Below are 23,883 nucleotides of genomic sequence, written 5' to 3'. Positions count from 1 at the left end.
CGGCGGCGTGTTGCTAGCGGAAACCTTCCGGGTCGCGGTCGGCAATGGCGTTGCGCATGCGGATTTCAAGCGCCAGGCGCTGAACATAGCGGTTGAGGTCGCGGTCGCCTACTGCGCTTGCGCGCGGACCTTCTTCACCCGGAACGTCGCCGGGACGTCCGAACACCCCTGCGTCCTGCTTGATCTGCAGCCCTTCTTTCACGGCCTGGGCCTGCTCGTCAAAGGAATCGCCCTTCACCGTCGGGGCCGCGACGCTGGCCGGTACGACCAGCGTCAGTGCCGCGATCAATGCCAGCAAAGCCGATCTGGAGTTCATGTCTTGTCTCCTGAACGAATTGGTCCCTTAGGATGCACTGCTCGTTCTGCGCCGAGCATCTACCGTTCCAGTATAGGCGTCGGCAGTGCAGATACAACGCATCAGGCTGGCGCAGGCACCCGCCGGCGGTGCCGCTTACGGATGTCTCAGCGGGGCATACAGGCCTCGATCTTGAGCGCCACGGCGATGACTTCCTCGGTACGCTGAACTTGCACGCCCGGTGTAGCGGGGGATGATCCCCATCAGCGGTGCAAGTCGCCACCGTCGTCGAACAGTTCGACGGGGATGTCTTCGGGGCACAGCTGACCGGCCTCGTCGCCGATCAGCGCGAGAATCAGTCGCAGCTGGTTGCGCAGTTCGCGCAGGTTGCCGGGCCAGCGGTGACGGCGCAGCAGCGCGAGCGCGTCGGGACAGACGTAGATCGGGCGATCGGGAGACGCTTCGCGCACGAACTGGCGCACCAGCGCGTCGAAATCCGTGCGTTCGCGCAGGGGCGGCAGGCTCAATACGTGACCGCCGCTGGCGTCGAAATTGCGCAGGTCGAGGCGTCCCTCGCGGCGCAGTTCCACCAGCGGCTGGCGTGCGGTGCCGACGACGCGCGCGCGCGTGCCGTCGTTGGCGTCGAACAGCCGGGCCTGCAGGGCGGTCGGCAGGGCGTCGATTTCGACCAGGAACAGGGTGCCGTTGGCCGCCTGCAGCCAGGCGTTGTCCAGTTCCTCCTCGCCGGCCGCGCCGGCGGCCAGCGTGCTGCAGTCCAGGCCGATCAGCGGAGCGTCGGCCGATGCGCGATGGTCGGCGTGAAAGGCGCGCATCAGATAGGCCTTGCCGGTACCCATTTCGCCCTCGAACAGCAGTGGGGTGTTGCTTGTCGCGCAGTCGTGCAGCGTGTCGATGATGCGCGCGATATGCGGGTCGCCCAGGACCATTGCCGCGAGGCGCGAATCCTCGCGTCGTGTGCTCCCGCTCGCGGTCCGCACGCCGGGGTCGCGTCGACGCCGCGTGCGCAGGCTGGCGCGGGCGATGAAGCTTTGGCCGCCGATACCATGCAGCGGAAACGGGGTGTTGTGGTCCTGCGCGGCCCAGTTGACCACCGCCGCCCACGGAGTGCCGAAGCACGCCTCGTAGGTGGTGGCCGGATAGCTGCCGGGCAGTTTCAGCAGCGCGCGCGCCTGGCGGTTGCTCGCCACCAGGCGGCCGCCTTCATCGAAGACCGCCAGCGCATGCAGCGGGTCCGCGAGGGCATCGTGGCGGGTGTGGAAATGCAGGCGCACGAATCCTTCGTCGAGCGTTTCGAGCAGGCGGTGCTCGATCAGCTCGGCGGTTGTGCGCAGCAGGGCGCCGGCGTGGGCCAGGTTCTCGCGGGCGTCGGACGAGACATCGAGAATCCCGAGCATGCCGCCGGTGGGCGCGAGGATCGGTGTCGCCACGCAGGCGAGAATGCGGTTGCGCTCGAGGTAATGCTGGTCGCCCTGCACCGCCACGACTGTGCCGGTCTGCAGCGCCGTGCCGATGGCGTTGGTGCCCATGCTGGCCTCGGTCCAGTCGACCCCGGGGCGTAGCGCCACGGCGCTGGCGCGGTCGAGAAAATCCGTGTGGCCCAGCGCGCTCAGGATCATGCCCTGGCGGTCGGCCAGCAGCACCGTCGACGAAGGGCTGCCGATTTGGCGGTACAGGCCTTCGATCATCGGCCGCGAGAAGGCCAGCAGCCGGTTATTGGCCTCCAGCCGCTCGGTCAGGTCGGTACGCGCGAGTGCGGTGTCGTTGAGCCGTTCGTCCGGCCGGAGCCCGTGCCGGTGGCTACGCTCCCACGAGGCGGCAAGCGTATCCGGCAGGGAGGGGGGCTGATGGGATTGCATTATGGCGATCCATGAAGCACAAATCATTCCGTTTGTTTGAAGGCGGCGGGCTGCCGGTGGCGGTGCCGCTGGCGAAACGGCCTTCAAGCGCAAGCATGCGCGCATCTGGCCGTGCGCACCGGGGAGTTCATGGTGCGTCGCATCGGAACACTTGTGTCTTTGTTGAACAGCCCGCGGCGGCGCAGGTGCTCATCTCGATAACCACAGATCATGCATGGATAAGCCTTTCAAGTAATTGCTGCGCAAAGGAAAAACGTCGAAATGCCGGCGCCGGCGGCAGGCTGGCACGCCACCTGCGAAAGAGATTGCGACGCAACAGCGTATCAATCAACTTCTGGAGACGAGTTCATGATCTACGAGATGCCCGGCAAGACTGGCGCCAAGGTGCAGTTCAAGACACGCTACGACAACTTCATCGGCGGCAAGTGGGTGGCGCCGGTTCGTGGCCAGTACTTCGAGAACATCACGCCGATCTCCGGCAGGCCGTTCTGCCAGGTCGCCCGCTCGACCGAGGAAGACATCAATCTCGCCCTCGACGCTGCCCACGCCGCAGCCGACAAGTGGGGCCGCACCTCGGCTGCCGATCGCGCCAACCTCCTGCTGAAGATCGCCGACCGGCTGGAAGCCAACCTCGAAATGCTGGCCTACGCCGAGACCGTCGACAACGGCAAGGCGATCCGCGAAACCCTGAACGCCGACATCCCGCTGACGATCGACCATTTCCGCTACTTCGCCGGCTGCCTGCGTGCTCAGGAAGGCGGCATCAGCGAGATCGACGAACACACCGTCGCGTACCACTTCCACGAGCCGCTCGGCGTCGTCGGCCAGATCATTCCGTGGAACTTCCCGATCCTGATGGCGGCATGGAAGCTCGCCCCGGCCATCGGCGCCGGCAACTGCGTGGTGCTGAAGCCCGCCGAATCGACCCCGGTCAGCATCCTGGTGTTGGTCGAACTGATCGCCGACCTGCTGCCCCCGGGCGTGCTCAACGTCGTCAATGGTTTCGGTCGCGAAGCCGGCATGCCGCTGGCGACCAGCAAGCGCATCGCCAAGATCGCCTTCACCGGTTCCACCGCCACCGGTCGCGTCATCGCCCAGGCCGCCGCCACGAACCTCATTCCGGCGACGCTGGAGCTCGGCGGCAAGTCGCCCAACATCTTCTTCGAGGACATCGCGGCTGCCGACGACGCCCTCTTCGACAAGGCGGTCGAAGGCATGGTGCTGTTCGCCTTCAACCAGGGCGAAGTGTGCACCTGCCCGTCGCGTGCGCTGATCCAGGAGTCGATCTACGACAAGTTCATGGACCGCGTGCTGGCTCGCGTCAAGGCGATCAAGCAGGGTAGCCCGCTCGACACCGCATCCATGATGGGCGCGCAGGCCTCGACCGATCAGATGAACAAGATTCTGTCCTACCTCGACGTGGGCCGGCAGGAAGGCGCCGAACTGCTGATCGGCGGCGACCGCGCCCGTCTGGGCGGCGAACTGGCCGAGGGCTATTACATTCAGCCGACCCTGTTCAAGGGCCACAACAAGATGCGCATCTTCCAGGAAGAGATCTTCGGGCCGGTGCTGGCCGTGACGACCTTCAAGGACGAAGCGGAAGCGCTGGAGATTGCCAACGACACCCCGTACGGCCTCGGTGCCGGCGTGTGGTCGCGCGACGGCAGCACGGCCTACCGCATGGGCCGCGCCATCAAGGCCGGCCGCGTGTGGACCAACTGCTACCACGCCTACCCGGCCCATGCCACCTTCGGCGGCTACAAGGAATCCGGCATCGGCCGCGAGACGCACAAGATGATGCTCGACCATTACCAGCAGACCAAGAACCTGCTGGTGAGCTACAGCCCCAACGCGCTCGGCTTTTTCTGAGCGCGTTACCAGGTCCTCGCGCTCGGCTTCTTCTGAGCGCGGCGGTGTTCCCGGGCGCGCGCGCTGCGGGCGTCCGGGGCCCTGCGTTGTGAAGTGTTCTTCTCTCCCTCTCTCCTCCCTCCACGAGCGGAAGAGTTCACGGGCGGCTCCAGCCGCCCGTTTTTTTTCCGGAACCAGTCGCGATCACGCCGGCAGCGTGGGCTTCACGGCAGCGACGATGAGCAGGCCGAACGCGCAAGCGCAGCGCAAGGGGCAATGCACTATCCTTGATAGCGCGTGTCGCACGCATGGAGGAGCGAGCACGTGGTTTCGGGGTGTTCCAAAATGGAGCAGTTGCTCCAAAGCGGGACGGTCGGGGCGGCCGCCGATGTCCGCCAGGGCATCGAGACACCTGGACCAGATCGTGCATAGCAGAATCACACGCCTGTGGGCTCGATCCCGCGGGTGATTAAACAAGAATCATGGAGACAGGAAATGTTCCATCCTCTCGCGCGAGCATGGCTGATAGCTGTCGCGCTGCTCGCCTGCCTGATCGCCCCGGCCGGTGCTGCCGACTTGCCGACGATCCGCATCGGCGTGCTGCAATACGGCACGGTGAGCTGGGAACTCGACGTGATGAAACGCATGGGGCTCGCCGAGCGCGAAGGCGTGCGTTTCGAGGTCGTGCCGTTGGCGTTGAAGGATGCCGCCAATGTCGCGCTGCAGGGCGGTGCCGTCGATGTCATCGTCAATGACTGGATCTGGGTCGCGCGCCAGCGTGCCGAGGGGCGCGATTTCGCCTTCGTGCCTTATTCGCGGGCGATCGGCGGCGTCATGGTGCGGCCCGATGCGGGCGTGCAAACGCTCGCGGATCTGCGCGGCATGCGTCTGGGTGTTGCGGGCGGGGCGCTGGACAAGAGCTGGCTGTTGCTGCGTGCCTATTCGCGCAAGACCATTGGCGAGGATGCCGCACGGCTCGTGAAGCCGGATTTCGGCGCGCCGCCGCTGCTCAATGCCTTGATGCTCAAGGGCGAACTGCCGGCAGTGCTGAACTTCTGGCATTACGCCGCGCGCCTGCGTGCGGCCGGCATGCGCGAACTGGTCAATCTCGACGACATCCTGCGCGCGCTGGGCGTCGAGGGCGAACTACCGATGGTCGGCTGGGTGTTCCGCGAGGAATGGGCCGGGCGCAACCGCGCCGCGATCGAAGGTTTCCTGCGCGCCTCGGCGAAGGCCAAGCAGCTGATGCTGGAGTCCGATGCGGTGTGGGAGGATCTGCGTCCGCTCACGCGCGCCGAGGACGATGCGACGCTGGCGGCGCTGCGGCAGGGTTTCCGTGCCGGGATTCCGGGTACGGACAGTGCGCAGGCCGAACGCACCGCAGGTCGCGTCTTCGGTATCCTGGCCGCGGAAGGTGGCGCGGAACTGGTTGGGCCGGCAACGGCGCTGCCGGCCGGAACCTTCTGGCACCCGGGTGGCGCACGGTAATGAAAGGCGGCGCGGATGACACGGCCGTGTTGCCCTCGTCTTCGCTGCGCAAGGGAGGGCGGATGAAACCGCTGTTCCCGCGCGGCGATGGCTGGGTGCGTCTCGCGTCGCTGCTCGGTTTCCTCGCGCTGTGGCAGTTCCTAGCGTGGCTGCTGCAGAGCACCAGCCTCCCGGCTCCGGCGGTGGTGTTCGGGCGCGTCGTCGATGAAACCGTGTCGCTCGCGCTGCCCTGGCATCTCGCCATCACGCTGGCGCGCGTCGTGGTCAGCTTCCTGCTGGCGATGGCGATCGGCACCGCGATCGGCATCGCGATGGGCCGCTGGCGGCAGCTCGACCTCCTGCTCGATGGCTGGCTGGTGCTCGGGCTCAACATCCCGGCGCTGGTGACGATCATCCTGTGCTACGTATGGTTCGGCCTCAACGATGCGGCTGCAATTTTCGCCGTGGCGGTGAACAAGATTCCCACCGTGGTGGTGACCGTGCGCGAAGGGGCGCGCGCCATCGACCGCAATCTGATGCAGGTCGCGCACGCCTACCGCCTGCCGCGCTGGCGTACGTTGACGCGCGTCTATCTGCCGCAGCTCTACCCCTACCTGATGGCGGCGGCGCGCTCCGGGCTGTCGCTGATCTGGAAGATCGTGCTGGTGGTCGAACTGCTCGGTCGCAGCAACGGCATCGGTTTCCAGCTCAACATGTTCTTCCAGTTCTTCGATATCGCCGGCATCCTCGCCTACACGCTGGTTTTCGCCGCCATTGTGCTGATCGTGGAGGCGGCCGCGTTGCGGCCGCTGGAGCGGCGCCTGACGCGGTGGCGGGGGTAAACGGCATGCTTGAGATCGCAATCCGGCGAAAATCCTATCCTGACCGCGGCGGTCAGCCGCACCTGGCCCTGTCCGGGCTCGCGCTGAACGCGGCGCCGGGCGAATTCGTCTGCGTGGTCGGCCCGTCCGGCTGCGGCAAGAGCACGCTGCTGAATGTCGTCGGCGGGCTCGACCGCGATGTCGACGGACGTGTCAGCCTCGGCGGCGCAGCCCCCGAACACGGCATCGGCTTCATGTTCCAGGAGCCGCGCCTGATGCCCTGGCTCACGGTGCTGGATAACGTGCTGCTGGTCGCCGGCCAATCCGACGCAGCGCAGCGGCGCGCCCGTGACCTGCTGGGTGCGATGGGCCTGGGCGAAGTCATGGACGCCTTTCCCGGGCGGCTGTCCGGCGGCATGCAGCGCCGCGTCGCGCTCGCCCGCGCCTTCGTCATCGAGCCGAAGCTGCTGCTGATGGACGAACCCTTCGTCTCGCTCGACGTGCCCACCGCCAACCGCCTGCGTGCGATGCTGGTCGAACTGTGGCAGCGTTGCCGCTGCACGGTGCTGTTCGTCACCCATGACCTGCGCGAAGCACTGTCGCTGGCCGACCGGGTGTGTTTCCTGTCCGCGGCGCCGGGGCGCGTGGTGCTTGAGTATCCGCTCGCGCTGCCGCGTCCGCGCATGCCCGACGACGCCACGGTGCAGGCGCTGCAGGCGAGCCTTCTTGCGCAGCACCCGGAGTTGCTGGCCGGGCTCGCGACGGCCGGCACGGGCAGCGACGGAAGTGCCGATGACTGATTTGATCACCGCTTGGAGCGCCGAATCGATGGCCGATTCCATAACTCCGCCGCCCCATGCGGAGCCCCTGCTGAGTCTGCGTGACGTGCGCAAGTCCTACGGCCCGCGCGAAGCCTTGCGCGGCGTCAGTCTGGATGTGGCGCGCGGCGAATTCGTCGCCTTGCTGGGCCCCAACGGCGCCGGCAAGAGCACCCTGTTCCAGCTGCTCACTGGCTTGTTCAATGCTGACGACGGAAGCCTCTCGGTGTGCGGCCATGACATCCGCCACAATTCGGTCGCAGCGCTGGCCGGCATCGGCGTCGTCTTCCAGCAGAGCACGCTGGACCTCGATCTCGGCGTCGCCGCCAATCTGAAGTTTCACGCCAGTCTGCACGGTCTCGGCGGACGCCGCGCACGCGAACGCATCGCGGACGCGCTGCAGCGCCTGGGGCTTTCGGAGCGCGCGGGCGATCCGGTGCGCGAACTGAGCGGTGGCAACCGTCGCAAGGTGGAACTGGCACGCGCGCTGGTGCATGAGCCGGCGGTGCTGCTGATGGACGAGGCCACCGTCGGTCTCGACCCGGCCTCGCGCCGCCAGTTGCTCGACGAGGTGCTGGCGCTGCGCGCGCGCGGCGTCGGCGTGCTGTGGGCGACGCATCTGGTCGACGAAGCCGAGGCCGCCGATCGCGTCATCGTGCTGCACCAAGGGCGCATCCTCGCCCAGGGCCGGCCGCAGAACCTCGCCGAGGCTGCCGGCACCGCGACACTGGCCGAAGCCTTCCTGAAAATGACCGGCGATACCGTCGCCTGAGTCCCCACGATACCCTTGAACAACCCGACAGGAGGCAATCCGTGATTCGTTCGAGAAGCACCGCCGCACTGCACGCGCTGGCCCTGTCCGTCGTCCTTGCGGCGGGCGCTGCCGCAGCGAAGGACACCGGCTACGTGTTCGTCAGCAGCGAGAACGACCACGCGGTCACCGTGCTCGATAGCAAGACCTGGCAGGTCGTGAAGACCATCGCCACCGGGCAGCGTCCGCGCGACATGCGCCTGAGCCCGGACCGCATGGCCTTGTATGTGATCGCGAGCAAGGGCAACCGCGTCGACGTCATCGACATCGCCCAGCTCAAGCTCACGCACAGCATCCCAGTCGGCGAGGATCCGGAGATGTTCGATCTCTCGCCTGACGGCAAGCGCTTATACGTCTCCAATGAAGAGGACGCGCAGGTCTCGGTGATCGACGTCGCCAGCCGCAAGCCGCTCGCGCAGATCGAGGTCGGCGAGGAGCCCGAAGGCGTGCGGCTCAGCCCGGACGGCAAGCGCCTGTATGCGACATCCGAGGTCGCAAACATGGTGCACGTCATCGACACCGCGACCAACAAGATCCTCGCCAACGTCGTCGTCGCCAATCGCCCGCGGCGCTTTGCGATGACGCCTGACGGTGGCGAAGTGTGGGTCACCAGCGAACTGGGCGGGCAGGTGACGGTACTCGATGGGGTGAGCAACAAGGTGAAGGCGAAGGTGACCTTCACGCCGAAGGGCTTCCGCGCCGACGACGTCACGCCGGTCGGCATCGCCATGACGCGCGACGGCAAGACCGCCTTCGTCACGCTCGGCCGCGCCAATCACGTCGCCGTCGTCGATGTGGCCAGCCGCAAGGTGCAGGATTACGTGCTCGTCGGCAACCGTGCATGGGGCGCGACGCTCAATCGTGACGAGAGCCTGCTGTTCGTCGCCAACGGCCTGTCCGACGACATTTCGATTGTCGATGCGCGCAGCCGCAAGGTGCTGCGTTCGGTGCCGGTCGGGCGCGTGCCGCACACCGTGGTGATCGACGACTGATGAATACCGCGCTGCGATCGACGAAGACAGGACCCTGCGCAATGCATGCCTGCATGAAACTATTCCTGCGCTTCGCTCTGGGCATGGTCGCCGCGCTGTCGTTGGCAACGCCGGTTGCGGCGGCGACGACGACGGTGCGCATCGTCCATCTGGAGCTTGACCCGGATGGCCGCTACGATGAGACGCGCCTGTTCTTCCGCGGACTCGCGCAGCCGCTCGGGCGACCCTTTGCCGGCGCAGAAGTGGCGCTGCGCGAGGCGCGTTTCGTCGGCCAGGCGATCGGTGTCGAATTCGCGCTCGAGCGTGCATCGGGCGCGGACGCGAAGGCGCTGGTCGCGGCGGTCGAACGCCTCAACAAGGACGGCGTGCGCTTTTTCCTGATCGACGCGCCCGGCGCGGTCGTGGCTGAAGTGTCCAAGGCGGCACGCGGTCGCGAACTGCTGCTATTCAACGTTTCGGCGCCCGACGACGCGCTGCGCCAGGCGCAGTGCCAGCCCAACCTGCTGCACACGCTGCCGAACGACGCGATGCGGGCGGATGCGCTGGCCCAGTTCCTGGTGTCGAAGAAGTGGCGCTCGGTGCTGCTGCTCGAAGGGCCGCGCCCCGAAGACCGCCTGCAAGCGGATGCCTTCGAGCGCGCGGCGAAGCGTTTCGGTTTGAAGATCGCCGAGCGCAAGCCCTTCGTGCTCAGCAACGACCCGCGCCAGCGCGACCAGGGCAACGTCGCCCTGCTGACGGCCGGTGCTGATCACGACGTTGTTTTCGTCGCGGACAGCGACGGCGAATTCGCCCGCAGCGTGCCCTACCGGACCGTGCGATCGCGCCCGGTCGTCGGCGCCGAAGGCCTCGCCGCGGCCGCATGGTCGTGGGCGTGGGAGCGCCATGGCGCGCCGCAGCTCAACGCCCGCCTCGAAAAACACGCCGCTCGCAAGATGGCCGACCCCGACTGGGCCGCGTGGATGGCCGTCAAGGCGGTCGTTGAAGCCGTCGTGCGCACGCAGAACGCGCCCTTCGCCGCGCTGGCCAAGTACCTCAAGGGCGAGGAGATCACGCTCGACGGCTTCAAGGGCAACCGTCTCGGCTTCCGCGCGTGGGACAACCAGCTGCGCCAGCCAGTCCTGCTCGCAACCCACAACGCGGTCATCGAACGCGCGCCGATCGCGGGTTTCCTGCATCCGACCAACAACCTGGATACCCTCGGATTCGACCAGCGCGACAGCCGCTGCGCGTTCTGAGGGCGTCCGACACCCCGGACCCCTTCATGAGACTGCAACACGCCTTGCTCGCGCTGCAGGCCATCGCCGGCCGCGAGGTCGCCAAATTCGTCCGCCAGGGCGGGCGCTTCGCCTCCGCGCTGGTGCGGCCGCTGCTGTGGCTGGTGGTGTTCGCCGCCGGTTTCCAGAACGTGTTCGGCGTGTCGATCATCCCGCCCTACGACACCTATATCCCGTATCAGGTGTACATCGTGCCCGGCCTGCTCGGCATGGTGCTGCTGTTCAACGGCATGCAGTCATCGCTGGCGATGGTGTACGACCGCGAAATGGGCATGATGCGCCTGCTGCTCACTGCACCGCTGCCGCGCTCCTTCCTGCTGTTCGCGAAGCTGCTCGCCGGCACCCTGCTGTCGGTGCTGCAGGCCTATGTCTTTCTCGTGATTGCCGCGCTGTTCGGCGTCGACGTGCCCTGGAGCGGCTGGCTGTACGCGCTGCCGGTGGTGGTGCTCGCCGGCATGATGCTGGGCGCACTCGGCCTGCTGCTGTCGGTGCATGTGCGCCAGCTGGAGAACTTCGCCGGCACGATGAATTTCGTCATCTTCCCGATGTTCTTCATTTCGCCCGCGCTGTATCCGCTGTGGAAGCTGGAAGAGTCCGGCGCCGCGGTGATCCATCTCGTCGCGCAGTGGAACCCCTTCACGCACGCCGTGGAGGCGATCCGCTTCGCGCTGTATGGCCAGTTCGCGGGCGTGTCGCTCCTAATCGTCGCCGGCTGCCTTGCGGTGTTCTTTAGCCTCGCGGTGCGCGGCTACGACCCCCAGCGCGGAATGCTGAAACGTGCCGGCGGCAAGCCTGCATGAGCGGTGTGTGTCCGGGACTGCCTGCGCCCCCGCGCCGCGGGCGATCTGCAGCAGTGAAAACTCCCCGCAGATCGCCCGAGCAATGAAAGGTGTTCCATTCTGGAGCACCTGCTCCAAAGCGGAACGATCAGATCTGCAGGACAGGGTGCCGATTACTTCTTAGGGGCAGTCGGGAACGTTCCCGGGTTGCTCAGGGGACGCGGTGCGTGACGCCATGCGCCGCGAAGATGCGCCCCAATTCGCCGGAACGCTGCAGGTCGGCCAGCGCCGCCGACAGGGATGCGGCGAGTTCCTTGTGGTCGGCCTTCACCGCCATGCCCAGCGGCCAGCCGCTGACGCGCATCTCCGGCATGTTCAGCGCGTTCAGCTCGAACCCGCTGTGCTCCTTCAGCGATGCTTCGAGCTGGCTGCGTGGCCCCATCACCGCGCTGACCTCGTTGCGACCCATCGCCGCCACCGCCTCATTGATGCTGCGGAAATGCACGACATTGTCGCGCAGCCGGCCATTGAGCACATTTAGCATGAAGTCGCTCGCATGGGTGTCGAGCTCCACGCCGATCTTTTCACGCGTGAACACCTCGAAAGCGTTTGCCGCCGAGCCGGCCACCGTCGGCACGCGCGCCGGATTGCGCGCGATCGCCATGGTCTCCAGGTGGTAGGGCGCGAAGATCGCCACCTTGTCGTTCTGCGCGGCGAACTGCGCGTCGACCGGCACATGCAGCATCACGTCGGCGGGGCGCCGGCCGAGGTAATGACCGCGCCACACCATGTTGCGCAGGTCATCGCCCATGTTTTCGTCGGCGGGAAATTCGACGATCTCGGCACGCAGCCCCAGTCGCTCTGCCAGGGCCTGGGCCAGCGCAATATCCACGCCCTTGCCGCGCACCGAATACGGAGCGAAGTCGGCGTACACCGCCACCCGCAGCGTGCCGGCCTGCTGTACTTCCAGCTGTGCAGCGGCATGCGCGGGGAGCAGCGCGCCGGCGCACAGGGCGCCAGCAGCGAACAGAAATCCACGGCGATCATTTTTCACGAACGGTCTCCAGCCATGCCTTGATTGCCCACATTGCCTCCTGCGAGAGCATGCCCTCGAACGGCGGCATATACACGGCGCCGTTGCGGGTCACGCCGTTGCGGATGCGGCTGAGAAAATACTCGTCCGTTTCGGGGGCGATGTCCAGCTTGCGCAGGTCCGGGGCAATGCCGCCGGACACCGCGCCCAGCCCGTGACAGCGTGCGCAGTTCTGGTTGAAGGCCGAATCGCCGATGCGGATTGCTTCCTTGTCATCACGGTACGGATTGACGGCCTGCCATTCCGGCCCGAGCGGTTTCAGCGTCGACACATCCACCGCCTGGGGCGTGACGTCGCCGTGTGCGTGTGCCAGCCCCGCGCCGAACGCGAGTCCGATGGCCATTGCTCCGACTCGCAGGTTGCGGGTCAGGGTCTCCTTGTAGTTGTACGTATCCACCTTTTGATTCCTCATCGCTGATTGACGGTGCGCTGATTGCCGGCACGCTTGGCATGGACTCACTACTGCAAGCGCTGTGCCATGGTTGTCACGATGCTTTGAGTCCGGCTTGCGCCCAGTAGTGCCGTGGATTGCATCCGTTAATGCATTGGCAGGGAAATTGCTCCGTTTGCACCACGAGGTCAGGAAACAGATTGCTTCGACTTGGGGCAGGTGCTACTTTCTGACACAAGGGGCAGACAACAAAATAGTCCCGCCAGACACGCAGTACAGGAGGAGATGATGGTCGTATTGCCGGAGTTGCGGGACCGCCGCGACAACACCGTATCGGACGCGCGACGGTTTTTCTTCGAGCTGGGCGAGACCCCGGAAACCGGGCTCGCGCCGCCCGTGTTGCGCTCGTGGCAGCGTTGCCGTTCAGGCGGGATCGATCATCTGGACATGCAACTGATCGATCCTGCGAGCAGATCCCGCCTCTCGGATGCCCGCGACCGCAGCGCCCGGCTGCTCGAACACGCCGGCGGCATCATGGAGCATGTCTTCGAACAGATTCGCGCGTCGGGCAGCATGGTCATTCTCGCCGACACCGACGGCATGATCCTGCACTGTCTCGGCGACCCGGATTTCGTCGGCCGCGCCCAGCGCGTCGCCCTGCAGCCCGGTGCGACCTGGGAGGAAGGTGTGCGCGGCACCAACGCGATCGGTACCGCGATCCTCGAGGGGGCGGCGATGGAAGTCCACGGTGCCGAACATTATCTCGAGCGCAACGGCTTCCTGACCTGCAGCGCCGCACCCGTGTTCAGTGCGCAAGGGCGGCTCGCCGGCGTACTGGATATTTCCGGTGATTCACGCAATCACCAGCGCCACACCCTGGGGCTGGTGCGGCTGTCGGTGCAGTTGCTGGAAAAACGCCTGTTCGAGGCGGAATTCGCGAAGGAAATCCGTATCGCCTTCCATCCGCGCCCCGAGTACGTCGGCAGCCTGCAGGAGGGCATGTTGGCCGTAAGCGCCGACGGCTGCATCCTCGGTGCCAATCCGGTGGCGCGCGAATGGCTGGGCTTGTCCGCCGGGCTCGGCGAAGCACGTTCCTTCAGTACGCTGTTCAAGGCCGCCTTCGGTCAGGTGCTCGATCGTGCGGCAAATTCGCCCGATGACCTGTTGCTGCTGGAGATGCGGCGCGGCGAATCGGTCTATGTCCAGGTGCGCGGGCAGCGCGCCGTGCGTGTCGAAGTGCCGACAGCCAAACTCACGGATACCTCGAAAGCCACGGCCAAACCGTGCGACCGCTCGAAGAACCGCATCACGCTCGACGGTCTGGCGACCGGCGATGAGCGCCTGCAACTCGCCCTCGATCGTGCTCGCCGCGTCCAGGGCAAGGACATTCCGCTGCTGATCCAGGGCGAATCCGGCGTCGGCAAGGAACTGTTCGCGCGCGCCTTCCACAACAGCGGCGTGCGCAGTGACGGCCCCTTCGTCGCTCTCAACTGCGCGGCGATTCCCGAGAACCTGATCGAGTCCGAACTCTTCGGCTACGTGGGCGGCGCGTTTACCGGTGCCCGGCGCGAGGGCGCGGTGGGCAAGCTGCAACAGGCCCACGGCGGCACGCTGTTCCTCGACGAGATCGGCGACATGCCGATGGGCATGCAGGCGCGGCTGCTGCGCGTATTGCAGGAGCGCAGTGTCACGCCGGTCGGTTCGATGAAATCGATACCCGTCGACATTTCGCTGGTGTGCGCCACGCACCGGGTGCTGCGTGACGCGGTCAAGCAGGGGCTGTTCCGCGAGGATCTCTATTACCGCGTCAACAGCCTGACGGTCACACTGCCGCCGCTGCGCGATCGCACCGATATCCGCCGCATCGTGACGACCCTCCTCGAAGTCGAGGCCGCCGACCTGCGCGAGGGCGGCATCGGCATCAGCGAGGACGTGATGCAATTCTTCGAACGCTATCCCTGGCCGGGCAACGTGCGCCAACTGCAGAACGTCATCCGCGTCGCCGTGGCATTGCTCGACGACAACGAGAATGAAATCTGTCCGGTGCATTTGCCCGAGGAGCTTTTTGGTACGGATCCGGTCGAAGATGCGGACGATCGCAGGGCAACAGCGGTCCCGGCATCATCGTTTGCGTCCGGCCCGGCATCTGTACCCGTGGCAGCGGAGGTTTCCACCAGTCCCCGCAGCCTGGATGAAATTGAACTGGACGCCATTGCAACGGTGATGCGCGAAGTAGGTGGAAACGTCTCCGCTGCCGCACGTCGTCTTGGGGTGAGTCGAAACACGCTGTATCGCAAGCTCGGCCGGATGAACTGACCGGGCCTGTACCATGCCCACAATGTCGTTGTGGGCATGGTACTTGCGTTCTGTTGTCTGTTGTGTCCCGAAGCAAATCACATAACGGAGGAGAACATCGATGTGGAAATCTCTTCACATTGACCCCGCAAAGTGTACCGGCTGCCTGCAATGCGAAATGGCATGCTCGTACGAACACACCGGCGTCATCAATCCGAGCAACTCGCTGATCAAGGTTTTCAATTTCGAGCACGAAGGGCGCAAGGTGCCCTACACCTGTACCCAGTGCACCGACGCCTGGTGCATGCATTCCTGTCCGGTCGATGCGATCCGGCTCGATCTGACGACCGGCGCCAAGATGGTGTTCGAGGACACCTGTGTCGGCTGCAAGGTGTGCACGATCGCCTGTCCGTTCGGCACGATCAATTACAACCAGGATACCGGCAAGGTGCAGAAGTGTGACCTGTGCGAGGGCGATCCGGCCTGTGCGAAAGCCTGTCCGACCGCTGCAATCACTTACATCGACGCCAACTGGACCGGACTCGGCCGCATGCAGGCCTGGGCTGCCAAAGCCAATACCGCTGCATCGGCAGCCTGAAAGGAGGGGACATCATGGGATGGAATCGCAAAGTCCTGCGGGTGAACCTGACTCAGGGCACGTGCAAGGAAGAGCCGCTCAACATGGAGTGGGCCAACGAATACCTCGGTTCGCGAGGTCTGGCGGCCAAATATCTGGTCTCGGAAATCGACCCCAAGGTCGATCCGCTGTCGCCCGACAACAAGCTGATCATGGCGACCGGCCCGCTTACCGGCACGATGGCTTCGACCGGGGGGCGCTACACCGTCAGCTGCAAGGGACCGCTCACCGGCGCGATCGCCTGTTCGAATTCGGGCGGCTTCTTCGGCGCCGAGATGAAGTTCGCCGGCTGGGACATGGTGATCTTCGAAGGTAAGTCGCCCAAGCCCGTGTACCTCTTCATCGAAAACGACAAGGCGGAACTGCGCGACGCCTCGCATCTGTGGGGCACGAGTTGCTGGCATACCGAGGAGCAGATCAAGGTCGACCACCAGGATCCGCTGATCCGTGTGTCGTCGATCGGCAAGGCGGGCGAGAATCAGGTGCTGTTCGCCGTCGTGATCAATGACCTGCACCGCGCGGCCGGCCGTTCGGGCGTTGGCGCGGTGATGGGGTCGAAGAACCTCAAGGCGGTGGCGATCCGCGGCACCAAGGGCGTATCCGGGATCAAGGATTTCCCGGCCTTCCTCAAGGCCACGACCGAAGCGAAAAAGGTGCTCGCCGACAATGCGGTGACCGGCCAGGGGCTGCCGAAATTCGGTACCCAGGTGCTGATGAACGTCATCAACGAAATCGGTGCGCTGCCCACCCGCAACCACCGCGACGTGCAGTTCGAGGACGCATCGAAGATCTCCGCCGAAGCGATGCACGAGAAGCGTGAATCCGACGGCAAGAGCCACCTGGTGACGAATGCTGCGTGCTTCGGCTGCACCATCGCCTGCGGGCGCATCTCGCAGATCGACAAGAACCACTTCACGGTCAAGAACAGCCCGCAGTACTGGGGTGCGTCCGGGGGCCTGGAATACGAAGCCGCGTGGGCGCTCGGTGCCGCCAACGGCGTCGGCGATCTCGAAGCCCTGCAGTACGCCAACCTGCTGTGCAACGAACAGGGTTTCGACCCGATCACCTTCGGTGCCACCGTCGCTGCGGCGATGGAACTGTACGAGATGGGGGTGCTGACCAAGGAGCAGATCGGCATCGATGCGCCGTTCGGCTCGGCCCAGGCATTGGCGAAGCTCGCCGAGATGACCGCGGCCGGCGAAGGCTTCGGCAAGGAACTCGGGCAAGGCTCGGCGCGCATGTGTGCCAAGTACGGGCACCCGGAACTGTCGATGAGCGTCAAGAAGCAGGAGTTCCCCGCCTACGATTCGCGCGGCATCCAGGGCATGGGCCTGGCCTATGCGACCTCCAACCGTGGTGCGTGCCACCTGCGCGGCTACACCGTCGCGTCCGAAGTGCTGGGCATTCCGGTCAAGACCGATCCGCTGGTTACCGAAGGCAAGGCGGAACTCGTGAAGGCTTTCCAGGACGCGACCGCGGTGTTCGACGCCGCCGGCATCTGCGTGTTCACCTCGTTCGCGTGGACGCTCGCCGACGTGCAGCCGCAGCTTGCCGCGGCGTGCGGCAGCGAGTGGACGATGGAGAAGCTCAACGAAGTGGGCGAGCGCATCTGGAACATGGAGCGCCAGTTCAACAATGCGGCCGGTTTCACCAACAAGGACGACAATTTGCCGCCGCGCCTGCTGACCGAGCCGGCGAAAAGCGGTCCGGCCAAGGGTCTGGTGAACGGCCTCGACAAGATGCTGCCGGAGTACTACCAGGTGCGCGGCTGGACACCGGAAGGCGTGCCGACGCCGGAAACCCTGGCGCGGCTCGGACTCTGAGCGCTGCCTTAAACGGTTTGCCCCTGTCCCGCTTGCGCGGGGCGGGGGTTGCATCGCCCAATCGAGGACATCCCATGAAACACGTGATTCTCGGCAATGGACCTGCCGGGGTCGTCGCAGCCGAGACGCTGCGCCGCGCGGCGCCCGCCGACGAGATCCTGCTGGTCGGCAACGAGGACGCACCGCCTTACTCGCGCATGGCCATACCGTATCTGCTGGAAGATCATATCGACGAGTCGGGGACTTACCTGCGCAAATCGCCCGATTACTTCAAGAATCTGCGTATCGGCGAACTGCACGCGCGTGCCGTGTCGCTCGACACCGACAAGCGTCGCATCCTGTTCCACGACGGCCACTTCGAGGACTATGACCGCCTGCTGATCGCGACCGGCTCGCATCCCGTGCGCCCACCGATCCCCGGCGTCGACCTGCCCGAAGTGCAGACCTGCTGGACGCTCGACGATGCCCGCGCCATCGCTCGCCTGGCCAAACCCGGTGCGCGGGTGCTGCAGCTGGGCGCGGGCTTCATCGGCTGCATCATCATGCAGGCACTCGCCGCGCGCGGCGTGGAACTCACCGTTGTCGAGATGGGCGACCGCATGGTGCCGCGCATGATGACGCCCAAGGCCGGCGGCATGATCAAGCGCTGGGTCGAGAACAAGGGTATCCGCGTCGTCACCAACGCCGGCGTGCAGCGTATCGACCGCGGCAGTGCGCCATCGACGGTCGACGTCACGCTGTCGACCGGCGAAGTCCTGCCCTGCGATCTCGTCATTGTCGCGGCCGGTGTGGCGCCCAACGCCGCCTTCCTCGATTCGACGCCGGTGCATGTCGCCAAGGGCGTGCTCGTCGACGACAAGCTCGAAACCAGCGTGCCTGGCATCTTCGCCGCCGGTGATGTGGCCGAAGCGCCCGACCTTTTCACCGGCGCCCATCTGGTCGCCGCGATCCAGCCCAATGCCGCGGACCAGGCGCGCGTCGCCGCGCTCAACATGGCGGGCCGTGATACGCGCCTCAACGGCGTGCTGGCGATCAACGTGCTCGATACCCTGGGCCTGATCTCGGCATCCTTCGGCCAGTGGTGGGGCGAGGGTAGCGACAGCGGCGGCACCGGCGTGGAACACGCCGACGACACCGCATACCGCTACCTCAGCCTGCAGTTCAAGGACGACGTGATGATCGGCGCGACCTCGATCGGCCTCACCCAGCATGTGGGCGCACTGCGCGGCCTGATCCACGGCCAGGTGAAACTCGGCGACTGGAAGGACCGCCTGCTCGCCAATCCGCTGCAGTTCGTCGAGGCCTACGTCGCGCGCTCACAGCAGCCGATGGCCCTGGCGCGATGAAGCGAATGGAGATGCGCGCGCAATGAAGATCGGCTTCAAGCTCTTCGCCTCACTCACCGACTACCTCCCGTCCGACCGCAAAGGCAACCGCGTCGAACTGGAGGTGGAGGAGGGCACCACCATCGCCAGCCTGATCGCGCGCTACCAGGTGCCCGAGCGCAGCGCCCATCTCGTCCTGGTCAATGGCCTGTTCATTCCGCCCTCGCAGCGCCCCGCCCACCGGCTCGCCGATGGCGATGAACTCGCCATCTGGCCGCCGATCGCCGGCGGCTAAGGTTTGGCATACATCACCGGCCCGGTGCCGGAACGCTTCGAGCGCGAACTCACCGCCACGCCGGCCGAGTTCGAGCGCGATCTGCGCAAGGCCTGGCCCGCCGGCGTCGACGCGGTCTCCGCCAGCCATTTCCGCCTGCATTCCGGCACGACCCGACTCGATATTCATATCGACGCACGCGGCATCCGCCGTCTCGGCCTGTTCGAACTTCCCCTCCTCGCTGCACGTTATGAATTCTGCGGTGGCGACGAGACCGCGCGGCGCAATCTGCTGACCCCGCTCGACCGCGCGATGCAGCGCGGCGGCGGTTGATTTCCGAACTTCGCTTCTGCCCGTGAAGCCCACGCTTCGCATTCCGGCCTGCGAAGCTGCCTAATCCGTGCGCTTACGCTATTCTCCCGCCGATGTCCGCCTTCGCAACGACTTTCGCCGATGCCTTCTCACTGCTCGCTACCTTTGACCAGCGCGCGATGGAAATCGTCGCGCTCTCGCTGCGCGTCAGCGGTGCTGCGGTGGTGCTCGGCACCCTGATCGGACTGCCGCTGGGTGCCTGTCTTGCGATCGGACGCTTCCCGGGCAAGCATGCGCTGTCAGTGTTGATCAATGGCTTGATGGGCGCGCCTTCGGTGGTGGTCGGCGTTGTCGTCTACCTGTTCCTGTCGCGTTCAGGGCCGCTCGGCGAATGGGGCCTGCTGTATACCCCGGGCGCGATGGTCGCAGCACAAACGTTGCTGGTCGTGCCGCTGATGGCGGCGATTGCCCGTCAGGTGGTCGAAGACACCTGGCAACGCTACGCCGAGGAACTGCGTGCGATGCGTTTTTCATGGTGGCAAAGCGTCACTACGCTGTTGTACGACTGCCGCCATTCGCTGATGGTGGCGGTGCTCGCCGGACTTGGCCGGGCGATGAGTGAAGTCGGCGCCGTAATGATCGTTGGTGGCAATATCGACCACGCCACGCGCGTGATGACGACCGCCATCGCGTTGGAAACCAGCAAGGGCGACCTGCCGCTGGCGATCGCGCTTGGACTCGTGCTGATCGCCGTAATCCTCGCGCTCAACGCCGTCGCCTTCGCGGTACGCGGCTGGGCCATGCGGCGATACGGGTGAGCCCGATGTTTCCCTTGCGTCTGCGCGATGTGCGTTTTCAGCCCAACGGCCGCGCCATCCTCGACGGCGTCGACCTTGAACTGGGCGGGGAGGGCATCACGCTCGTGCTCGGCCCCAACGGCGCGGGCAAGACCGTGTTGCTCCGCACGCTGTGCGGTCTGCTCGAACCGAGCAGCGGTTCGATCGACTGGGGCGGCGGCGGGCGCCCTGAACTTGGCGTCACGATGGTTTTCCAGCATCCGATGATGCTGCGTGCATCGGTGCTGGAAAACGTCGCGCTCGCGCTCAAACCGCACGGCATCGCACGCCGCGAGCGGCACCAGCGCGCCGCGAAGGTGCTCGAACGCGTGGGACTCGCCGCGCGCGCCGGCGACAGCGCACGGCAGCTATCCGGCGGCGAACGGCAGCGCCTGGCGCTCGCCCGCGCATGGGTCACCGCGCCGCGCCTGCTGCTGCTCGACGAGCCCACTGCCAGCCTCGACCCATCCGCGACAGCCGCCGTCGAGCGCATCGTGCGCGAGATCCGCACCGATGGAACACGCATCCTGATGACCACCCACAACCTCGGTCAGGCCACCAGGTTGGGTGACGACGTGGTGTTCATGAGCGCCGGCCGCGTGCGCGAACACGCCCCGGTGCAACGCTTCTTCGCGCGTCCCTCCTCCGAAGAGGCACGCTTGTTCATCCAGGGCGAACTACCGTGGCGGATGAATTTCTGACCTGATCCGCCCACATCGAGGCTGTCCCGGCGTCGGCGCCGCGCCGGGGGCGGCAGCGCGCGCATAGCGCGCACCATCGTGGTGGGCCGCAGCTTGGCTATTTCCTCGCCAGCGTTCCCTGATCCCAGTAAGGCACCGGCCCGATTCGCTCCGCCAGATAATCCACCAGCGTCCGCACCCGGTGCGGCACATAGCGGCTGCCGGGAAACACCGCGTAGATGTGCAATTCGGTCGCCGAGTATTCCGGCAGCAACACCTCCAGCAGGCCTGCCTGCACCGCCTGCGCCGCCAGGAAGGTCGGCTCGCGCACGATGCCCAGCCCGCGAATCGCCGCATCGAGGAGCGCATCGCCATTATTCGCGCGGAAGCGCCCTTTCGCCGGCACGGAATACGGCTCGCCATCGACGCGAAAGCCCCACCCCAGACCCGGCCCCAGCGTGTACGTCAGGCAGTGATGGTTCAGCAGATCGTCCGGATGCTGCGGGCGGCCATGGCGGTCGAGATAGGCCGGCGCCGCAACCGTCACCAGAGAACTCACGCTCAGGCGCCGAATCACCAGCGTCGGGTCGATCTGTTCGGAAATGCGCACGGCAAAGTCCATGCCTTCCTCGATCAGATTGACCCGCCGGTCGCTGAATTCCAGATCGACGCTGACGTCCGGATACGTCGTGATGAAATCGCCCACCAGAGGCATCAGATGGCGCACGCCAAAGCTCATCGGCACGCTGGCACGGATCTGCCCGCGCGGCGCGCGCTTTTCCCCCGCCAGATCGCCTTCGGCCGCTTCGACCATCGCCAGGATCTCGCGGCACTTTTCCAGGTAGGCCGACCCGGACGAGGTCAGGCTCAGCCGACGGGTGCTGCGCGCCAGCAGCTTGGTGCCCAGATGGGCTTCCAGCGCCGCAATCTGTCGCGTGATCGCGGATCGGGCGACGTTAAGCCGGTCGGCCACGGCAGTGAAACTGCCAGCCTCGGCGACGCGGAGAAACACTTCCATTGCCTGCAGACGGTCCATTGTTCCCCTCGATGCAACAAAGAGTTTGCTTATGGCACCTATTTTAGGGCCAATCATTGCCCTAAAGTGCGCACATCGCAATGTCGCACGAATCAGGAGACTGGCATGATTTTGGTAACCGGAGCCACTGGCCAATTGGGTCAGCGCATCGTCCAGCACCTTGCCGCCCGTCTGCCACGTGCCGGCGCCGGCCAGCTGGCGGTCAGCGTGCGTGACCCGGCGCGCGCCGAAAACCTCGCGGCGCGCGGCATCGAAGTTCGCCAGGGCAACTTCGACCAGCCGGAAACCCTGCCCGTGACGTTTGCGGGTGTCGACCGCCTCGTGCTGATTTCCACGGATGGCCCCAAGGCCGTGCGCATCGCGCAGCATCGCAACGCCATCGAGGCGGCCCGCGTCGCCGGCGTGAAACACATTTTCTACACCAGCTTCCTCGACGCGGACTCCACTTCACCTTCGGAATTCGCCCAGGTGCATGCTGCCACCGAGGCTGACCTCGCTACCTCCGGCATCACCTGTACGTTGCTGCGCAATGGCATGTATGCGGACTTCCTGCCGATGACCTTCGCCGGCGCACTGCAGACCGGCGTGCTGCATCTGCCGGCCGGGGAGGGCAAGGTCAGCTACCTGTCACGCAATGAACTCGCCGAAGCCATCGCGGCGGCCGCGGTTGCTCCGCGCCTTGAGAAGCAGGTTTATGAACTCACCGGGCAGACCGCGCACGACTACTACGACATCGTCGCACGGGTCGGCGCCGCGACCGGCAAGACGCTGCGTTACGAAGCCGTCAGCGAAGACGCGTATGCTGAATCACTGGAAAGTGCCGGTTTGCCGGCCTGGCTCGCCCGCGCACTCGCCAACATGTATTCTGCCGCCGCGCAAAACCGCTTCGCCCGCAGCACCAACGACTTCGCCGCGCTGGTCGGACATCCGCCTAAATCCATCGATTGTCTGGTGGCCGAATTCTTCCGCGCCCCCTGACCCCATTCGAACGCCCGGATACGAGGATCCTCCATGCAAGCTCCCGACCGTTACGCGACGCGTGCTGTGCTCGTGCACTGGCTCACCGCCCTGCTGGTGCTCAGCGCCTTGCCGCTGGGTTTCTACATGAGCGGCCTGCCGCTATCGCCAACCAAGCTGCAACTCATTTCCTACCATAAGTGGCTGGGCGTGACCGTCCTGCTGCTGTTCCTGCCGCGCCTGTTGTTCCGCCTGACGAGACCCGTACCGTCCCCGGTTGAAAGCGCCCCGCTGTGGCAGCGCAAGGTGGCCACGATCACGCATGGTCTGCTCTATGCGCTGATGTTCGCTGTGCCGCTGAGCGGCTGGCTGATGAGTTCCGCCAAGGGCTTTCCGGTGGTGTACCTCGGTGTGCTGCCGCTGCCTGACCTCGTCGGCAAGGACCAGGCCCTTGGGGACTTCTTCAAGGCCGCCCACGAAGCCCTCACTTTCGGTTTGCTGACGCTGGTCGGTCTGCATGTCGCCGCCGCACTCAAGCATCACGTGATCGACCGCGACGAAACCCTGGTGCGCATGGTGCCTGTTCTCAAGCGTTCAAATTGATTCCAAAGGAATTTCACCGATGAAACTCTCTCGCCTGCTCGCCACCGTGCTGGTTGCGACCGCTCTTCCGACCAGTATCGGGATGCTCCACGCCGCCGAACCGGCTGGCGTATTCGATCAGGTCCAGGCAGCCAAGAACCGCATCGACTTCGTCTTTACGCAGATGGGTGTGCCGGTCAATGGCCGCTTTGGCAAGGCCAAGGTCGATCTGGTATTCGACGCCGCGACGCCGACCAAATCCACCGTAAAGCTCGATCTCGACCTCGGCAGCATCGACGCAGGCTCCTCCGACGCGAACCAGGAAGTGGTCGGCAAGCCCTGGTTCGACCTCAAGAACTTCCCGAGCGCGACTTTCGTCTCGTCGGCCGTCAAGCCGCTCGGCGGCAACCGCTACGAAATGACCGGCAAGCTCAGCATCAAGGGCAAAACCCGCGATGTCACGACGCCGATCACCGTCACCCAAAAGGGCAACACCGCGGTGTTCGACGGCGGCTTCACCCTCAAGCGTCTGGAGTTCGCCATTGGCGATGGCAGCTGGTCCGATACCTCGGTTGTTGCCGACGAGGTCAAGGTCAGCTTCCACGTCGAAGCCGATCGCCGTGCCGCAGGCAAATAACGACACACCCCAACCCCGATTTA

24 protein-coding genes are annotated in these 23,883 nt (G+C 65.6%); 19 read left to right on the top strand and 5 right to left on the bottom strand.

Going from position 1 to position 23,883, the window contains the following annotated elements; genetic code table 11:
- Window positions 1–13: 13 nt before the first annotated feature.
- Both GPA25_RS02095 and GPA25_RS02090 read right to left on the bottom strand, forming a co-directional pair.
- On the bottom strand, window positions 14–316 hold the full coding sequence (locus tag GPA25_RS02095) for a hypothetical protein (RefSeq protein ID WP_169258688.1): 303 nt from the start codon (window positions 314–316) through the stop codon (window positions 14–16).
- A gap of 242 nt (window positions 317–558) precedes the next feature.
- Window positions 559–2,172, bottom strand: a complete 1,614-nt coding sequence (locus GPA25_RS02090) for a sigma-54-dependent Fis family transcriptional regulator (protein WP_169258687.1) — start codon at window positions 2,170–2,172, stop codon at window positions 559–561.
- A gap of 348 nt (window positions 2,173–2,520) precedes the next feature.
- Here GPA25_RS02090 and adh point away from each other — a divergent pair, with 348 nt between their 5' ends.
- The 8 genes from adh to GPA25_RS02050 all read left to right on the top strand — a co-directional run bounded on the left by adh (window position 2,521) and on the right by GPA25_RS02050 (window position 11,003).
- Window positions 2,521–4,041 (top strand): aldehyde dehydrogenase, encoded by a 1,521-nt coding sequence (gene adh, locus GPA25_RS02085; RefSeq protein WP_169258686.1) that lies wholly within the window; start codon window positions 2,521–2,523, stop codon window positions 4,039–4,041.
- Between the two features lie 474 nt (window positions 4,042–4,515).
- Complete coding sequence (locus GPA25_RS02080; RefSeq protein ID WP_169258685.1) at window positions 4,516–5,508, top strand: ABC transporter substrate-binding protein; 993 nt, start codon at window positions 4,516–4,518, stop codon at window positions 5,506–5,508.
- A 62-nt stretch (window positions 5,509–5,570) separates the two neighbouring features.
- On the top strand, window positions 5,571–6,329 hold the full coding sequence (locus GPA25_RS02075) for an ABC transporter permease (protein WP_246265215.1): 759 nt from the start codon (window positions 5,571–5,573) through the stop codon (window positions 6,327–6,329).
- A gap of 5 nt (window positions 6,330–6,334) precedes the next feature.
- Window positions 6,335–7,108 carry an ABC transporter ATP-binding protein gene (locus GPA25_RS02070; protein ID WP_169258683.1) on the top strand — a complete coding sequence of 258 codons (774 nt, stop codon included), beginning with the start codon at window positions 6,335–6,337 and terminating at the stop codon, window positions 7,106–7,108.
- Window positions 7,109–7,136: 28 nt separating this feature from the next.
- Window positions 7,137–7,898, top strand: coding sequence for an ABC transporter ATP-binding protein (locus GPA25_RS02065; RefSeq protein WP_169258722.1), 762 nt, complete (start codon window positions 7,137–7,139; stop codon window positions 7,896–7,898).
- Window positions 7,899–7,939: 41 nt separating this feature from the next.
- Window positions 7,940–8,929 (top strand): PQQ-dependent catabolism-associated beta-propeller protein, encoded by a 990-nt coding sequence (locus tag GPA25_RS02060; RefSeq protein WP_169258682.1) that lies wholly within the window; start codon window positions 7,940–7,942, stop codon window positions 8,927–8,929.
- A gap of 53 nt (window positions 8,930–8,982) precedes the next feature.
- Window positions 8,983–10,164, top strand: coding sequence for an ABC transporter substrate-binding protein (locus tag GPA25_RS02055; protein WP_211162895.1), 1,182 nt, complete (start codon window positions 8,983–8,985; stop codon window positions 10,162–10,164).
- Between the two features lie 26 nt (window positions 10,165–10,190).
- On the top strand, window positions 10,191–11,003 hold the full coding sequence (locus GPA25_RS02050) for an ABC transporter permease (protein WP_169258680.1): 813 nt from the start codon (window positions 10,191–10,193) through the stop codon (window positions 11,001–11,003).
- Window positions 11,004–11,193: 190 nt separating this feature from the next.
- Here GPA25_RS02050 and GPA25_RS02045 read toward each other — a convergent pair whose 3' ends face one another.
- Window positions 11,194–12,036 (bottom strand): transporter substrate-binding domain-containing protein, encoded by an 843-nt coding sequence (locus tag GPA25_RS02045; RefSeq protein ID WP_169258679.1) that lies wholly within the window; start codon window positions 12,034–12,036, stop codon window positions 11,194–11,196.
- Complete coding sequence (gene pedF / locus GPA25_RS02040) at window positions 12,026–12,472, bottom strand: cytochrome c-550 PedF (RefSeq protein WP_425486358.1); 447 nt, start codon at window positions 12,470–12,472, stop codon at window positions 12,026–12,028. Before pedF ends, GPA25_RS02045 begins: the two co-directional genes overlap by 11 nt.
- Window positions 12,473–12,754: 282 nt before the next feature.
- Here pedF and GPA25_RS02035 point away from each other — a divergent pair, with 282 nt between their 5' ends.
- The 8 genes from GPA25_RS02035 to GPA25_RS02000 all read left to right on the top strand — a co-directional run bounded on the left by GPA25_RS02035 (window position 12,755) and on the right by GPA25_RS02000 (window position 20,669).
- Complete coding sequence (locus GPA25_RS02035) at window positions 12,755–14,782, top strand: sigma-54-dependent Fis family transcriptional regulator (protein WP_169258721.1); 2,028 nt, start codon at window positions 12,755–12,757, stop codon at window positions 14,780–14,782.
- Window positions 14,783–14,882: 100 nt separating this feature from the next.
- Window positions 14,883–15,359, top strand: a complete 477-nt coding sequence (locus GPA25_RS02030; RefSeq protein ID WP_169258677.1) for a 4Fe-4S dicluster domain-containing protein — start codon at window positions 14,883–14,885, stop codon at window positions 15,357–15,359.
- Window positions 15,360–15,373: 14 nt separating this feature from the next.
- Window positions 15,374–17,221, top strand: a complete 1,848-nt coding sequence (locus GPA25_RS02025) for an aldehyde ferredoxin oxidoreductase family protein (RefSeq protein ID WP_169258676.1) — start codon at window positions 15,374–15,376, stop codon at window positions 17,219–17,221.
- A 74-nt stretch (window positions 17,222–17,295) separates the two neighbouring features.
- Window positions 17,296–18,567, top strand: a complete 1,272-nt coding sequence (locus tag GPA25_RS02020; RefSeq protein WP_169258675.1) for an NAD(P)/FAD-dependent oxidoreductase — start codon at window positions 17,296–17,298, stop codon at window positions 18,565–18,567.
- A gap of 22 nt (window positions 18,568–18,589) precedes the next feature.
- A complete protein-coding gene (thiS, locus tag GPA25_RS02015) occupies window positions 18,590–18,841 on the top strand; it encodes a sulfur carrier protein ThiS (RefSeq protein WP_169258674.1) in 252 nt (83 codons plus the stop codon).
- Window positions 18,842–18,844: 3 nt separating this feature from the next.
- On the top strand, window positions 18,845–19,153 hold the full coding sequence (locus GPA25_RS02010; protein WP_169258673.1) for a hypothetical protein: 309 nt from the start codon (window positions 18,845–18,847) through the stop codon (window positions 19,151–19,153).
- A gap of 92 nt (window positions 19,154–19,245) precedes the next feature.
- Complete coding sequence (locus GPA25_RS02005) at window positions 19,246–19,950, top strand: ABC transporter permease (protein ID WP_169258672.1); 705 nt, start codon at window positions 19,246–19,248, stop codon at window positions 19,948–19,950.
- A 5-nt stretch (window positions 19,951–19,955) separates the two neighbouring features.
- Window positions 19,956–20,669, top strand: a complete 714-nt coding sequence (locus GPA25_RS02000) for an ABC transporter ATP-binding protein (protein ID WP_169258671.1) — start codon at window positions 19,956–19,958, stop codon at window positions 20,667–20,669.
- 97 nt (window positions 20,670–20,766) lie between these two features.
- Here the strand turns inward: GPA25_RS02000 and GPA25_RS01995 are convergent, their stop codons facing one another.
- Window positions 20,767–21,684: a LysR family transcriptional regulator gene (locus GPA25_RS01995; RefSeq protein ID WP_169258670.1), complete on the bottom strand. Its 918-nt coding sequence runs from the start codon at window positions 21,682–21,684 to the stop codon at window positions 20,767–20,769.
- Window positions 21,685–21,789: 105 nt separating this feature from the next.
- Here GPA25_RS01995 and GPA25_RS01990 point away from each other — a divergent pair, with 105 nt between their 5' ends.
- From GPA25_RS01990 to GPA25_RS01980, 3 genes are read left to right on the top strand one after another with little or no spacing between them, the layout of a single operon-like run.
- The gene (locus GPA25_RS01990; RefSeq protein WP_169258669.1) at window positions 21,790–22,662 is read left to right on the top strand and encodes an SDR family oxidoreductase; all 873 of its coding nucleotides are present in this window, start codon (window positions 21,790–21,792) and stop codon (window positions 22,660–22,662) included.
- A 33-nt stretch (window positions 22,663–22,695) separates the two neighbouring features.
- Entirely contained in the window at window positions 22,696–23,244 is a 549-nt protein-coding gene (locus GPA25_RS01985; protein ID WP_169258668.1) for a cytochrome b, read from the top strand.
- A 19-nt stretch (window positions 23,245–23,263) separates the two neighbouring features.
- Window positions 23,264–23,860 (top strand): YceI family protein, encoded by a 597-nt coding sequence (locus GPA25_RS01980; protein WP_169258667.1) that lies wholly within the window; start codon window positions 23,264–23,266, stop codon window positions 23,858–23,860.
- Window positions 23,861–23,883 lie beyond the last annotated feature (23 nt).

The organism is Aromatoleum diolicum (genome assembly GCF_012910955.1).
Taxonomy (GTDB): Bacteria; Pseudomonadota; Gammaproteobacteria; order Burkholderiales; family Rhodocyclaceae; genus Aromatoleum; species Aromatoleum diolicum.
The sequence above is the reverse complement of the archived record's forward strand: the minus strand, read 5'-3'. Positions and strand labels throughout refer to the sequence as shown.

What these genes read in the sequence shown, in the direction of transcription:
- GPA25_RS02095 (WP_169258688.1), bottom strand. Translation starts at nt 316, where the DNA reads ATGAACTCCAGATCGGCTTTGCTGGCATTGATCGCGGCACTGACGCTG.
- GPA25_RS02090 (WP_169258687.1), bottom strand. Translation starts at nt 2,172, where the DNA reads ATGCAATCCCATCAGCCCCCCTCCCTGCCGGATACGCTTGCCGCCTCG.
- adh (WP_169258686.1), top strand. Translation starts at nt 2,521, where the DNA reads ATGATCTACGAGATGCCCGGCAAGACTGGCGCCAAGGTGCAGTTCAAG.
- GPA25_RS02080 (WP_169258685.1), top strand. Translation starts at nt 4,516, where the DNA reads ATGTTCCATCCTCTCGCGCGAGCATGGCTGATAGCTGTCGCGCTGCTC.
- GPA25_RS02075 (WP_246265215.1), top strand. Translation starts at nt 5,571, where the DNA reads ATGAAACCGCTGTTCCCGCGCGGCGATGGCTGGGTGCGTCTCGCGTCG.
- GPA25_RS02070 (WP_169258683.1), top strand. Translation starts at nt 6,335, where the DNA reads ATGCTTGAGATCGCAATCCGGCGAAAATCCTATCCTGACCGCGGCGGT.
- GPA25_RS02065 (WP_169258722.1), top strand. Translation starts at nt 7,137, where the DNA reads ATGGCCGATTCCATAACTCCGCCGCCCCATGCGGAGCCCCTGCTGAGT.
- GPA25_RS02055 (WP_211162895.1), top strand. Translation starts at nt 8,983, where the DNA reads ATGAAACTATTCCTGCGCTTCGCTCTGGGCATGGTCGCCGCGCTGTCG.
- GPA25_RS02050 (WP_169258680.1), top strand. Translation starts at nt 10,191, where the DNA reads ATGAGACTGCAACACGCCTTGCTCGCGCTGCAGGCCATCGCCGGCCGC.
- GPA25_RS02035 (WP_169258721.1), top strand. Translation starts at nt 12,755, where the DNA reads ATGGTCGTATTGCCGGAGTTGCGGGACCGCCGCGACAACACCGTATCG.
- GPA25_RS02030 (WP_169258677.1), top strand. Translation starts at nt 14,883, where the DNA reads ATGTGGAAATCTCTTCACATTGACCCCGCAAAGTGTACCGGCTGCCTG.
- GPA25_RS02025 (WP_169258676.1), top strand. Translation starts at nt 15,374, where the DNA reads ATGGGATGGAATCGCAAAGTCCTGCGGGTGAACCTGACTCAGGGCACG.
- GPA25_RS02020 (WP_169258675.1), top strand. Translation starts at nt 17,296, where the DNA reads ATGAAACACGTGATTCTCGGCAATGGACCTGCCGGGGTCGTCGCAGCC.
- thiS (WP_169258674.1), top strand. Translation starts at nt 18,590, where the DNA reads ATGAAGATCGGCTTCAAGCTCTTCGCCTCACTCACCGACTACCTCCCG.
- GPA25_RS02005 (WP_169258672.1), top strand. Translation starts at nt 19,246, where the DNA reads ATGTCCGCCTTCGCAACGACTTTCGCCGATGCCTTCTCACTGCTCGCT.
- GPA25_RS02000 (WP_169258671.1), top strand. Translation starts at nt 19,956, where the DNA reads ATGTTTCCCTTGCGTCTGCGCGATGTGCGTTTTCAGCCCAACGGCCGC.
- GPA25_RS01995 (WP_169258670.1), bottom strand. Translation starts at nt 21,684, where the DNA reads ATGGACCGTCTGCAGGCAATGGAAGTGTTTCTCCGCGTCGCCGAGGCT.
- GPA25_RS01990 (WP_169258669.1), top strand. Translation starts at nt 21,790, where the DNA reads ATGATTTTGGTAACCGGAGCCACTGGCCAATTGGGTCAGCGCATCGTC.
- GPA25_RS01985 (WP_169258668.1), top strand. Translation starts at nt 22,696, where the DNA reads ATGCAAGCTCCCGACCGTTACGCGACGCGTGCTGTGCTCGTGCACTGG.
- GPA25_RS01980 (WP_169258667.1), top strand. Translation starts at nt 23,264, where the DNA reads ATGAAACTCTCTCGCCTGCTCGCCACCGTGCTGGTTGCGACCGCTCTT.